Consider the following 12514-nt stretch of genomic DNA (forward strand, 5'->3'; position numbering starts at 1 on the left):
GCTATGTCTGGAAATTTTTATGAATCATTGGTGTTGCGGCTGACTCTGCTTAATTGATTGCTTTATTCCTTTGGTACAGCTAGACATGCCACACACTCCGATCGCCCTGCACCCTGGTAAGCGTGCATGGCCACGCGTTCCGTCTCAGGTGGGAACACGCACCACGTGCCGTCGCGGTGCCGGAAGAAGAAGAATCCAAGCGGGCCTGTCGGCAGCAGTAGCTCGATGCGCACGCACGGTCTCTGATTCGAACGTGCACGGCTGAATCGGGTAACCCGAACCGGCGTCGAAGAAGTCGGCCCGAGCCATTTTTCAACCTGCGAACGCAAAGACCTTTTTGATGTAACGCCCATACTTTCCTTCCACACAATTAGGGTTCCTGATTTATAGGCACCGGCAAGCATTTGAATCGTGTCATCGCGTCGCGTAAGCCTGACTAACCTTTAATCCGGGCGCATGACCGAACGCGTCCCTTTGATGTCGTGGCTCGTCTCACGTTGGGCTGCCCTGCGCATCTGTCGCTGCCGGGTCCGTCCCCGTCGCCTGCTCCGCCTTTGGCTGTCTCCCGTCGGCCGAGATCGAAAATGCGAACGGAAAGCGTCCGAGCGCGGAAGTCGCCAATGCTTCGAACGCGGGGTCGCCAAGTTCGACGTGAAGTGAAATTCCGCGCGAGGTGTCATCAATGAGGCTAACGGTTGCATCCTCGACGCCAGCTTCTACGAGGGCTGACTCCAGGGCGTCTGCCGTTTCGCGCCGTTTCAGCGCCGGCTTGAAGATCTTGCCGACGCCCGTCAGCGGCATCGCATCCACGATTCGTATCCCCTTTGGCAACGCGGCGCGTTCGTTGATCTCGTGACGCAGAAACTCGGCCAATTCCGCTTCGGTTGCCATTGTGCCCGGCTTCAGCTGGACATAGGCAACCGGCAACTCGCCCGCGTGCATATCGGGACGGCCTACGGCTGCGGCGATCTGTACTGCGGGATGGCGATGCAATGGTTCTTCGATTGCCGCGGGGTCGATGTTGTGTCCGCCCCGGATAATCAGCTCCTTCTTCCGGCCGGTGAGCCAGAAGTAGCCGTCGGCGTCGCAGCGTCCCAGATCGCCGGTAATGAGCCAGCGGCCGCCCTCACCAGTCTCCATCCAGATGCCACTGTTCTGCCCCGGCCGGGTATAGCCAGCGAACACGTTCGGTCCGGAGATAACCAGCTGGCCGACCTCATCCGCAACGCAATCCCGTACATACCGGCCGCTCTCATCGATCACCACGGCTTTCATGGCCTGACCGGGCAGACGAAGACCAATCGAACCGACCCTGCGCTCGCCAAGCGGTGGGTTCACGCTGCTAACGCAGGTGCCTTCCGTGAGGCCGTAGCCCTCGAGGATTCTGATTCCTGTGCGATCCTGGAAGGTGCGAAGCAATTCGACCGGCATGGGGGCGGCACCGCACAGTCCATACTCGAGCGAACTGATATCCCGTTCGCCAACCGGAACGTCCAGCAGCGAGCCGTACAGTGTCGGGACACCGCTGAAGAAGTTGATGCGGTAATGCTCGACGATTTCCCAGAAGCGCTTGACGACGCCTTCGCCCCGATAACCTTGCGGTGTGCCGAGCACGACGTGGGCACCACGCGAGAACGCCAGCAGACCTGTCACCATCACGGCGTTGACGTGGAAAAGCGGCAATCCGCAGAAAATCGTTTTTCCCGGACCGATGCTTTCGCCGAAGAATTGACCTGCGTTCCACGCATTGGCCACCTCGTTGCCGTGCCGGCGAATTGCAATCTTTGGCAGCCCCGTGGTGCCGCCTGTGCAGAAGAAGGACGATACATCGTCGAGGCTCACTCGACGCGTGCTGCTGAGCGCCTCCCCGTCCTCCCTCGCGATTGCGGTGCTGAAATCGTGTATCCCAACATGCGAAGGAACGGCACTGTGAACGCCGCCAGGACCATGCAGTCTTGAACACTCTCCATGTTGCAGCATTCGGGCCGCGAATCGCTTTTCGCCCGGCATGCGGTCGGCCAGATTCACGAGCACCAGTTCCTGCAGGCAAGGGGCTTTGTGCAGTACCGCTTGCACCTTCTGCCAAAGGTCAGTTTCGGGGAACGGCGCCAAGGTTACGAGCACGCTCGCGCATGAAGCGTTGAGCAATTCACCGATGGCTTCGCTCTCAAGCAGCGGATTGATCGCGCAGACGATTCCGGCAGCTTCCCCGCCCCAGATCACAAAATGCGTTTCAGGAAGGTTGGGCAGGACGTATGCGACAACTGAGTCGCGCTGTACTCCCAGGCGTGCAAGCATGTTGGCGGTTCGCGTGACATCGTGCACCAGTTCACTATACGTCCAGCACTCGGCATTCCTGTAGTCGTCGGCCGTTGCAAAGAACGAAAGTGCGGGCGCAGACGGATTGAGGGCCGCGCCCCGACAGATCATCTCGTAGGTACTCGACGGAAGATCCGCTGGTTGCCTCCGCGTTTCAATGGCAAGGACATCGTGTACGTTTGCGACGCCTGTCATGCTGCCTCTTCCACGACGACGTTACGCTGTACGCCCAGATTGATCGAGCGGTCAGAGCTGGCGATATACGCCTCCACGACGTCACCAACCCGCAGGTACTGTGGCCTCTCCTCCTGCATCTTCAGGAAGAGACGCCATTTTTCCGCTTCAGGCAGCTGCGCCGCAACGCGCTGCTTTTCGGGCGACGGAACGCTCAGCGCACAGCCGGACGGCGTCCCGGTCGCGAGCAGGTCGCCAGCGCGCAGGTCATGTATGCCGGAAAGCTCCGTCAAGGTCTCTGCCGGGCCGTAGACGAGACCCGCAGTGGAGTCATTCTGGCGGACAGTTCCGTTTACCGTCAGCGTCAGCACAAGCTCCTTCAGCTTTGGAATATCCTGTTTCTCCAGCAGGCAAAGGTAAGGGCCGACAGGGCCAAACGTGCGATAGCTCTTGCCCTTGTAGAACTGCATCTGCGGAATCTGGATGTCGCGCGCGGAGTAGTCGTTCACGATCACGGCGCCGGCGATGTACTCATGCAGGTTGTCGTCGGTGACGGTCTCGCGGGACGTAACGTCGCGTTTGAGGACGAGACCGAGTTCGATCTCATAGTCGAGGAACCGGACTTCATTTGGCTTCACGACGGCCGAGTCGGCTGGAACGATGCAGCTCGTCGCCTTCGTGAAGATCATGTTGAATTTCTTCACATCCGGGTCCATGCCGGACTCGATCATATGCTGGCGATAATTCGCGCCCTGGCAGATGAACTGCTGGGTGGCAGTCACGGGCGACAACCATTGGACCTTCGACTCGGGAATCGTCCGACCGTCGAGCACCAGCAGCCGTTCAACCGGATTGGCCTCGATAAACTCGGCGGTCGACCTGAATTCGCCGGGAATCGGCGTGATAGCGCCATTAGTGACCACGCCCCACTGGGCGCGGCCTTGATGCAAATAATGCAGAACGTGAAGTGCCATTTTTAGATCTCCGGATTCTATGGAAGGGATTGGTTCAGGCGAAAAGCTTTGCCAGCGAGCGCAGCTTGCTCAGCGTCAGATCGGGGCTGCGGCGCAGGTTCCTGAAGAGCGCCACGACGCTCGCAGGCGTGAATTTGGGTTTTGTGAAACTGCGCGGCATTGTCGGGCCCCATTGCGCCATCGCCTCACGGCTCACGGCATGGACACCGGTTGGCGCATCGGCAGTAAAGAGATCGCCGTCGCAGTAGTGCTCGTGCTTGTCGCCCCAAGGGTCCTGCCAGTAGTCGAAGATCTGACTGCCCAGAATATGCCGGCCGATTCCCCACGCATGCGTCCAGCCCTTCTCGCGCAAGACGCGCTGGCCCATGCCGACCGCGTCTGCATCGACGACTTCGTAGGCGCTATGGCTGTAGGTGGGCAGGAAGCCTTGTGCAAGCGCGAGCGTATGGTGATCGGCCGGCTTGCCACCAAGATCGAGCCGCATGAATGCGACGACGGGCGAGCCTTCGGGAAGCACCTGCACATCGCTCGGGATGAAGCCGAAATGCTGCGTATACCATGCGCAGGTCTTCTGATAGTCAGCGAGTTCGAGCACGACATGCCCGAGCCGGATAACTTCTGGCGAGCACTCAGGCGGTCGCTGCGTCCCGTTAATCCGGACGGCCGCATCCACGGAGTTGAACGGCAATGGCGGCCGGTGCGACAGCGTCGAAGCTGGCGCCTGGCCCCATATTGCATCGACGCGAAAGCCGGAAGGGTCGGTCAACCGTACGATATAGCCGCCGCCGGGCAAGGGCGACCGTTCGGCCTCGGAGGCACCAGGCAGCTTGGCAAGTGCATCGAGATCGGCCCTGTTATCGACCTTTAGCCCAAAACCAACGAACCGGGATTTCGGCGCCTTCCGGACGACATAGCAGAAATGCGAAGCACCCGTTCCCCGCAACAGCAGGAGCGATCCATCGCGCGATACAGTTCGAAGCCCGAAATCATTGAGAAACTGCTCGGCTTTCTCGAGGTCTGGCCGATCGAATATCAGATAGCCTAGTGCCGACGCTTTCGTCGTGGGAGTGGGGTGACGGGCCGGCTGTGCAGTGGTCAGTTTCATAACGGATAAGAAATCAGGCGGTTCGAATGGAGGTCTCGACTTCCGGTGTCGGCACGCTCAAGGGATTACCGAGCAAGGCAAGGCTCTCGCGCACAATACGGTTTGCATCGGTGGCCGGCCCCTCGTGGACGATCGTCTTGTCGGGCCGGACTACCGCAGCCCACCCGAGGGGCACCAGCCCGGGAAGAAATACGCCTTCGAGGTCTTCCCAGCTGTCGCGCGGGGCAAGATGCAGCCGTTGCCCCCGGTGGGCAATCTGGACAACGCGCCCTCCGGCACGCCCAAACGCTGCGGCCGTTGCGTGCTCGAGCGCAGCCGCCGCATCTACTCCAAACCCGATCAGCGTGAAGCCCTGGCCGAACACATCGTCGCTCAGACGCGTGGCGCCGTCCGAGCCTCGCACCCAGCCCTGCGCGATAACAGCGCCACGAACAAGCTTGGTCGACGAGCCACCCTTGACGAATAGCCCCCGGCGGAATGCATTCTTCGGCTTGATCTGCAGCTCCTCGAATTGGGCGCGCAGGCGCGGTACCAGTCGCGACAGACGCATCAACCCGTGAGTGAATAAGGCGACGATCCCACTCCGGGGCATGACGAGCTTGCCCATAAACTTCGCGAGGTCGATCATCGCCTTTGCGTGGGGGCGCCGCTCCTCGTCATAGGTATCGAGAATCCCTGCATCGGCACGTCCTTGCACCACCCATGCGAGCTTCCAGCACAGGTTGGCGGCGTCCCGAAGACCTGCGACCAACCCCTGCCCGACGAACGGGGGCGTGATGTGGGCCGCGTCGCCCGCCAGGAACACCCGGCCCTTGCTGAATGCATCGACAGCGCGCGCATGGAAGCGATATACGGCCTTGCGTTCGATGATCATGTCATCGACATTGCCCCAGGGGGAAAGCAACGCCCGGACACGCGCCTCGGATTCCATGTCCTCGCGACGCTCGCCAGGCCGGAGCATGAATTCCCAGCGTTCACGGCCGCCAGGCGCGACCATATGCGGGATCGGTCGACGGTGATCGCAGATGAACTCGATGTGATCGATCGGACGCGGTACATTGCGGGCATCGACGATCAGCCAGTCCTCGGCGAACGTCTTGCCCTTGAATTCCTGCCCGATGAGCTGGCGTACCAATGAACTCGCCCCGTCCGCGCCAACCAGATAGCGGGCCCGGACCACATGAGTGCGCCCCTGACCAAGATCTAAAGATGCGAGCACGTGATCCCGCTCCTCTGTGAAGCTCCTGAGCTCGACCCCCAACGCGACGTGCGCACAGTCGTATGTCGCGAGCCGGGCGCGCAGGCACCGCTCCAGGTCTGGCTGGTAGAAGGTGACGAGCTTGGGATGACCATCCAGGCAGCCCAGCGAATTCACCCTGCCGAACAGGCCCAGCATGGGCGACCTCATGCGGACGTACGGTATGGCGATCGTCTCGAAATCGCTCTCCGCAACGCCGGCAAGCTGAAGGATGCGCAGCGCTTCGTTATCGAGCGCGATCGCACGGGGCGCCATGAATACTTCAGTCGACCTGTCGACAACGATCACGTTCACACCGTGTCGTGCCAACAGATTCGCAATGGTGGCACCCACCGGTCCGCAACCCACCAATAAAACATCTACGGCCGACGGAAATGCCTCAATTGGCGCACGACCCTCGCCATCCCGGCTGTACGGCGCGAAACCATCGTTTGCTGCTGTCTCCACAGTCACTCCGTCTGTTGTTTGCTAGACCGGCGCTAGTCGGCCGTTAATGACATTAAAGTCATAATTGATTATTTTGTCAACATAGACAATAGCATCTATACTTCGGTATGGCCAAAACTGGACCGATCATGCCGAACACTTCAAATCGCCCGACAGCAAAGCGCCCTACCCGTGCGGCGTCAGTCTCCCCGGTTGCCGTTCCCGAAGAACGCGAGCCGCGAGGTGCCCGTCGCAAGCGCGAGACGCGCGCCCGCCTGCTCGACGCTGCTTTGACGCTGATGGCCGAAAAGGGCATGGAAGGCGTAGCTATCAACGAAATTACTGAGGCCGCCGACGTCGGCTTCGGCTCGTTCTACAACCACTTCGAGTCGAAGGAAGCCATCTACACGACGCTTGTGGACAACGTGTTCGAGGAATTCGCCGACATGCTCGATCGCCTCGCGGCGGGCCTGTCCGACCCCGCAGAAGTGATCGCCGTCTCGGTGCGTCATACCCTGATGCGTGCGCGGCGCGATCCGGTATGGGGGCGCTTCCTGATACGGGAAGGGTTTTCAGCGGGCATGCTGAGCCGCGGGCTGGGTCAGCGGCTGCTGCGGGATATCGGAAATGGCATCGCCGCCAAGCGCTTCATGGTTGCCGACCCCTTCATCGGCTTTCTTTCGGTGGGCGGCACGGTGCTCGCGGCAGTTGCAGCCGGACTGAATTTCGTCTCACCGGGCGCGCCGGCGGCGCAACTGCTCGAAGAACTTGGTTTCAGCGGAGAGCACTTCGCCGAGCGCACTGCCGCAACGCTTCTGCAGACACTCGGGCTCAAGCGCGCGGAAGCGGAGAAGATTGCAATGCGAGCGTTGCCGCTCGTCGAGACGGAAGTCGATGGGGAGTGAGGCGGGCGACGATAACGTAGGTGACGGGACTGGAGTCATCGCCCCGGTACAATGAGCAACGGTGCTTTCCGGCTGGCCTCGCCTACCAATCTGTATCCGGGTCTGGACTCCATTCAACCGCCGACGCGATGCATTTCTTTCAGACCCGCTCCGCAGCGCGTGCAACACGTCCCAGCCGTGGAGGCTCGGGGAACAGTAGATCGCACTAGTGGCAGGCGCCCGCTCACGCTCGATCTCGAGCAGCGCCCGCTTCTCGGTCGCCCGTAGCCGCTCTTCGGCCAGTCCGGCGCTGGCCCGCAGCTTCTCGATCTCCTCCGAGAAATCCACACTCGCCTGCACCAGTGCCAGGTCGCGCGCGGCGTTTTCGTCCCAGTGCCACCTGCGCCGATGCGGTCGAACGCATCCACAGCGTCGCGACCAGTTCGCCGGCGGCGGCCCGCAGGTCCGGTTGGTCGATCCGCACGCGGCTCTTCGCGCGCAACTCAATCCATAACTCGCCGAGCACCCGCGTCGGCGTGCTCATGCTGCCGCGCTTCACCAGCTGATACAGCCGGTTCGCGGTCGGCGTGATGCCGAAGCGGAAGAACAACAGCGCGCAGACCTCGCGGTGCAGCTCGCGAGTCTTCGGAAATTCGGCCTTCAGCCGGTCGATTTCGGCGGCAAGGCGGACTTCATCGGGCTGAACGTCGGCCGTCACAGGCGAGGCAGGTATTGATCAGGCCTCACGTAGCGGAGCCAACCGGCAAACGGGCTACAAATGACGGCGCAGTTCTCGACGCCCTACCAGCCAAACTTCGATTGGCCACGCGCGGGAATAAAACTATGCATGTCGACGGCAACGACACGCCGGTGGCCGCACCGATCAGTCAGATGCCTCCATCGCCCAAGCGCGATTCCGGCAAAATGCCTATAATGAGTGAGCATTTTGCCGAAACGGAGTTGCCATGACCACAATCGCCTTCGTGCCTACCGGAGCCGGAAACCCGCGCCGGGCGCAACTGACGATGCTCGGGCAACTGCTTGACGCGCGCATTCGCAGCGAAACCGATCTCGCCGAGCTCGCAAGCGAGCGGCTGGCCGTTGAAGTTATCGACCGCTTGACGGCGCAGGGACTGAAGGCGGATGAACTCGCATTCATCATTCCACGACGCACCCTGACTCACAGGCGTCAGCAGCACGAACGTCTCTCAACCGAGGAATCCGACCGGGCCATCCGTCTGGCGCGCATCCTGGCGCAGGCGACAGCGGTCTTCGGAAACACTGCAAAAGCGATGCACTGGCTGCGAAACCCGCAGAAGCGCTTCACAGGCCGCAGTGCGCTTGAGATGGCTAGCACTGAACATGGGGCGCGTCTGGTCGAGGATGCATTGATCCAGATCGACGAAGGGTACTTCGCCTGATGGTCTTATGGAGAACCAGCAACTTCGCCGATCTGAAAGGAATTGGCGGACTCCGTGCACCCGGGAGATGGCATTTCGCAGGGCAACCTGTGGTCTATCTGGCAGAGCATCCTGCTGGCGCCCTTCTGGAAACGCTTGTGCATCAGGAAATCGGCGGTACCGCGGATCTCCCCGATACCTACCAGCTGCTGAAGGTTGAGGTCGACGACGGCATGACGATCGCCGAAATGGAAGAGGATGGTTTTCCGCCCGATTGGCGCGACGACCAGGCCTGGACCCAGGCCGCCGGAACGGAATGGCTCGCGCATGCAAATTCTGCCATTCTCAAGGTGCCCAGCGCCGTGGTGCCTTTTGCCTTTAGCTTCATTCTCAATCCCGCCCATAAAGATGCGTCGCTCATTGAAATCAGCGTGGCCATTGAGGTGCGCCAGGATCCGCGCACCCTCCGGCTTTTGACGCGGGCATAGCTGCGAATCTGCAAGGTGAATTTAACCGGTTCGATCGCTGAACCCTCTTTCATTGGATATTCCACCGCCCTCCATGACAGAACCGCGACTCATCGAAATCACGCCCGCCACGCACGGCGTCGACATTGACCTCGTCTATGCCACCGAGCGTAACCTGACCGGCAAGCCCATCTACAAGGAGGCCCACTGCCTGCTGCTCGAACCAGCCGAAGCCGGTTTGCGGAAGGCGGTCAAGATTGCCCGCAACGCCGGCCTGACGCTGCGGATTTTCGACGCCTACCGTCCGCCCCAGGCGCAGCAGGTGCTGTGGGATTTTCTGCCGGATCCCACCTACATCGCTGAGCTTGGCCGTGGTTCGAACCATAGCCGCGGCACGGCGATCGACCTGACGCTGCTCGATGCCAGCGGCAGCGAACTCGACATGGGCACCGGCTTTGACGCCATGACAATCGAATCCGAGCACTTCCATCCTGGCCTACCCGAGCACGTGCAGAGCAACCGCCTGTTACTGCTCGGCATCATGCACGCCGCGGGTTTCACGCACATCAAGAACGAATGGTGGCATTACGAGCTGCCTGGCTCCCGTGCGCTGCCTCTGATCGACAACAGTGAAAGCGGCCCGTTACGCCTCATGTAGTGGCTTTCGATTTCCCCATCCGTTGTTCCCTGACAGGCTCTACCCATTCCCTTATGGAGCGAGTATGAAACTGGTACTGCGCAATGCATTGACGGCGGCAGCGATCGTCTCCGCCTTGACCCTGTCGTTCACAGCGGCCAGCTCCGCTGCAGCGGCGACGCCGAAAGACATGTTCGTCATGGCGACTTTCCTCGACGAATTCACCACGCTCGATCCCGGCGAAGTATACGAGCTGGTGCCAGAAGAATATGTGGCGAATACCTACGACCGACTGGTGCGAGTCGATCTGAAAGACCCGTCGAAGTTCAACGGTGATGTCGCACAATCATGGACCGTCAGCCCCGACGGTCTGACCTTCACGTTCAAGATCCGTCCGGGTCTCAAGTTCCACTCGGGCAATCCGTTGACCGCCGACGACATCGCCTGGTCGATCCAGCGCACGGTCCTGCTCGACAAAGGCGCGGCCGCCGTGCTGCAAGGTATCGGCTTGACCAGGGACAACGTGCTCAACAACGTGAAAAAGATCGACGACACAACTGTCAGTGTGACGACCGACCAGAAATACGCACCGACGTTTGTCCTGAACGTGCTTGGCGCGTGGCCTGCATCGGTGGTGGACAAGCAGTTGCTGCTCTCGCATCAGAAAGGCAATGACTTCGGCAACGACTGGCTGCGCACGAACGAGGCGGGATCCGGCGCCTACAAGCTCGTCAAGTGGACGGCCAACGACAGCATCGTATTGCAGCGCTTCGACGGCTACCGCTTACCGCTCGCGATGAAGCGCATTGTGTTGCGTCACGTGCCGGAAGCATCGAGCCAGCGCCTGCTGCTTGAGAACGGCGATGTCGATGTGGCGCGCAATCTGAGCCCGGACGATCTCGCCGCGCTCACGAAATCCGGCAAGGCCCATGTGACCGCCGTGCCGCAGGCGACACTTCTATACCTCGGCCTCAACGTCAAGAATCCGAACCTGGCAAAACCGGAAGTCCAGGAAGCGATGAAGTGGCTGATTGACTATAACGGCATTCAGAGCAATGTCGCGAAGACCACCTACAAGGTGCACGAAACTTTCCTCCCGGAAGGCTTTCTCGGCGTGCTGAACACGAATCCTTACCAGCAGAACGTCGCAAAGGCCAAGGCGCTGCTGGCAAAAGCCGGACTTCCGAATGGCTTCTCCGTGACGATGGACGTGCGTAACGGCTACCCGTACGGTGAAATCGCCGAGGCCGTGCAGGCCAATCTCGCCCAAGGCGGCATCAAGGTTCAGATCATCCCGGGGGACAACAAACAGACGCTCGCGAAGTACCGCTCGCGCTCGCACGACATCTATATCGGCGAATGGTCGGCGGACTACATCGACCCGCACAGCAATGCGCAGGGCTTCACCTGGAATCCGGACAACTCCGACAAGTCGGCGTACAAGATGCTCGCATGGCGCAACTCGTGGAATATTCCTGATCTGACGAAGGAAACTAACGCGGCGCTCGCCGAATCGTCGACCGCGAGGCGTGCCGAACTGTACCAGACGATGCAGAAGCAGATGCTTGCGAACTCACCCTTCGTGATCATGTTCCAACAGGTCTCTCAGGTCGCCGCACGGCCGGGCGTGACGGGGCTCGAAGTGGGTCCGATCAACGACCTCGTGTCGTATCGCGACCTGAAGAAGCAGTAACGTATGCGGCGAAGGCGAAACTGTCCTGGTTTCGCCTTCGGCCGGGGGACCCATCATGTCGACTCCTCTCACGACTCTCGAACGCATGCGCGCGCTTTCGACTGAAAGCGCCAGCGTGCGCTGGACCTTGCGCCTCGTGCGCTGGATCTTCACGCTCGTGATTACCTTTACCGGCTTGCTGGCCGTCACGTTCGTGATCGGCCGCAAGATACCGATCGACCCGGTACTGGCGATTCTCGGCGATCGCGCCTCGGCGGCGGCCTACGCGGCGGCACGCCTGCAGCTCGGGCTCGACAAGCCGCTCACCGTGCAGTTCCTGATCTACGTGCGCGATGTGCTGCATGGCAACTTCGGCATGTCGCTGCTGACGGCGCACCCTGTCATCGAAGACATCCAGCGCGTGTTCCCCGCGACGCTCGAACTCGCGACCCTATCGACCATCATCGGTGTGCTGATCGGGGTGCCGCTGGGCGTGATCGCCGCCGTGCGCCACAACCGCTGGATCGATCATGTTGCACGTTTTATCGGTCTCGTTGGCAGTTCGGTGCCGGTGTTCTGGCTCGGACTGATGGGACTGCTGTTGTTCTATGCGAAGCTGCACTGGGTAGCCGGCCCGGGGCGCGTCGATCCCGTATTCGACGGTATGGTCGATACGCATACGGGCAGCCTGATGGTCGATTCACTCATCGCCGGCGAATGGGACGTGTTTTTCAATGCGTTCTCCCATATCGCGCTGCCTGCGTCCATTCTCGGCTACTACTCGGTCGCTTATCTGAGCCGGATGACGCGCTCGTTCATGCTCGAACAGTTGAGCCAGGAGTACATCACCACGGCACGCGCAAAAGGTCTGCCCGAGCGCCGGGTGATCTGGCGTCACGCCTTCGGCAATATCGCCGTACCGCTTTTGACCATCATCGCACTCACGTACAGCTATCTGCTCGAAGGTTCGGTACTGACCGAAATCGTCTTCGCCTGGCCCGGTATCGGCTCGTATCTGACTGGCGCGCTGCTGAATGCCGATATGAACGCCGTACTTGGCAGCACACTCGTGATCGGCGTCACGTTCATTGCGCTAAATCTGCTGACCGACGCGCTCTATCGTGTGTTCGATCCGCGCGCCCGCTGATGCCCCGCCGGTTTATTTCGTGCTTCCCCCGCTCGATCAATCAACGCAAAC

The 12514-nt window shown here is 60.7% G+C and carries 10 protein-coding genes and 1 pseudogene; 6 read left to right on the forward strand and 5 right to left on the reverse strand.

What is annotated here, in order from left to right; genetic code table 11:
* Positions 1–492: 492 nt before the first annotated feature.
* The 4 genes from P0D96_RS25725 to P0D96_RS25740 are packed head-to-tail and all read right to left on the reverse strand — an operon-like array spanning position 493 to position 6214.
* Positions 493–2514 (reverse strand): acyl-CoA synthetase, encoded by a 2022-nt coding sequence (locus P0D96_RS25725; protein WP_408316113.1) that lies wholly within the window; start codon positions 2512–2514, stop codon positions 493–495.
* On the reverse strand, positions 2511–3467 hold the full coding sequence (locus tag P0D96_RS25730; RefSeq protein WP_408316115.1) for a fumarylacetoacetate hydrolase family protein: 957 nt from the start codon (positions 3465–3467) through the stop codon (positions 2511–2513). The genes P0D96_RS25725 and P0D96_RS25730 overlap by 4 nt, the downstream gene beginning before the upstream one ends.
* Before the next feature lie 34 nt (positions 3468–3501).
* Positions 3502–4572: a VOC family protein gene (locus tag P0D96_RS25735; RefSeq protein WP_408316117.1), complete on the reverse strand. Its 1071-nt coding sequence runs from the start codon at positions 4570–4572 to the stop codon at positions 3502–3504.
* Between the two features lie 13 nt (positions 4573–4585).
* Positions 4586–6214 carry a bifunctional 3-(3-hydroxy-phenyl)propionate/3-hydroxycinnamic acid hydroxylase gene (locus tag P0D96_RS25740; protein WP_408316260.1) on the reverse strand — a complete coding sequence of 543 codons (1629 nt, stop codon included), beginning with the start codon at positions 6212–6214 and terminating at the stop codon, positions 4586–4588.
* Positions 6215–6405: 191 nt separating this feature from the next.
* Here P0D96_RS25740 and P0D96_RS25745 point away from each other — a divergent pair, with 191 nt between their 5' ends.
* Positions 6406–7161, forward strand: coding sequence for a TetR/AcrR family transcriptional regulator (locus P0D96_RS25745; protein ID WP_408316119.1), 756 nt, complete (start codon positions 6406–6408; stop codon positions 7159–7161).
* A 210-nt stretch (positions 7162–7371) separates the two neighbouring features.
* Here P0D96_RS25745 and P0D96_RS25750 read toward each other — a convergent pair.
* A pseudogene (locus tag P0D96_RS25750) lies at positions 7372–7858 on the reverse strand (DNA-binding protein); the annotation flags it as partial.
* 247 nt (positions 7859–8105) lie between these two features.
* Here P0D96_RS25750 and P0D96_RS25755 point away from each other — a divergent pair.
* From P0D96_RS25755 to P0D96_RS25775, 5 genes are all read left to right on the forward strand, one after another.
* A complete protein-coding gene (locus tag P0D96_RS25755; protein ID WP_408316120.1) occupies positions 8106–8561 on the forward strand; it encodes an Xre family toxin-antitoxin system antitoxin in 456 nt (151 codons plus the stop codon).
* Complete coding sequence (locus P0D96_RS25760; protein WP_408316262.1) at positions 8558–9028, forward strand: RES family NAD+ phosphorylase; 471 nt, start codon at positions 8558–8560, stop codon at positions 9026–9028. Before P0D96_RS25755 ends, P0D96_RS25760 begins: the two co-directional genes overlap by 4 nt.
* 73 nt (positions 9029–9101) lie before the next feature.
* Complete coding sequence (gene ddpX / locus P0D96_RS25765) at positions 9102–9665, forward strand: D-alanyl-D-alanine dipeptidase (protein WP_408316264.1); 564 nt, start codon at positions 9102–9104, stop codon at positions 9663–9665.
* Between the two features lie 64 nt (positions 9666–9729).
* A complete protein-coding gene (locus P0D96_RS25770) occupies positions 9730–11337 on the forward strand; it encodes an ABC transporter substrate-binding protein (protein WP_408316122.1) in 1608 nt (535 codons plus the stop codon).
* A 55-nt stretch (positions 11338–11392) separates the two neighbouring features.
* Entirely contained in the window at positions 11393–12463 is a 1071-nt protein-coding gene (locus tag P0D96_RS25775; protein WP_408316124.1) for an ABC transporter permease, read from the forward strand.
* The last annotated feature ends 51 nt before the right edge of the window (positions 12464–12514 follow it).

This window comes from Paraburkholderia sp. RL17-347-BIC-D (genome assembly GCF_046027915.1).
Classification (GTDB): Bacteria; Pseudomonadota; Gammaproteobacteria; order Burkholderiales; family Burkholderiaceae; genus Paraburkholderia.

Coding starts and splice junctions, on each gene's coding strand:
- P0D96_RS25745 (WP_408316119.1), top strand. CDS start 6,406: ATGCCGAACACTTCAAATCGCCCGACAGCAAAGCGCCCTACCCGTGCG.
- P0D96_RS25775 (WP_408316124.1), top strand. CDS start 11,393: ATGTCGACTCCTCTCACGACTCTCGAACGCATGCGCGCGCTTTCGACT.
- P0D96_RS25725 (WP_408316113.1), bottom strand. CDS start 2,514: ATGACAGGCGTCGCAAACGTACACGATGTCCTTGCCATTGAAACGCGG.
- P0D96_RS25770 (WP_408316122.1), top strand. CDS start 9,730: ATGAAACTGGTACTGCGCAATGCATTGACGGCGGCAGCGATCGTCTCC.
- P0D96_RS25755 (WP_408316120.1), top strand. CDS start 8,106: ATGACCACAATCGCCTTCGTGCCTACCGGAGCCGGAAACCCGCGCCGG.
- ddpX (WP_408316264.1), top strand. CDS start 9,102: ATGACAGAACCGCGACTCATCGAAATCACGCCCGCCACGCACGGCGTC.
- P0D96_RS25730 (WP_408316115.1), bottom strand. CDS start 3,467: ATGGCACTTCACGTTCTGCATTATTTGCATCAAGGCCGCGCCCAGTGG.
- P0D96_RS25735 (WP_408316117.1), bottom strand. CDS start 4,572: ATGAAACTGACCACTGCACAGCCGGCCCGTCACCCCACTCCCACGACG.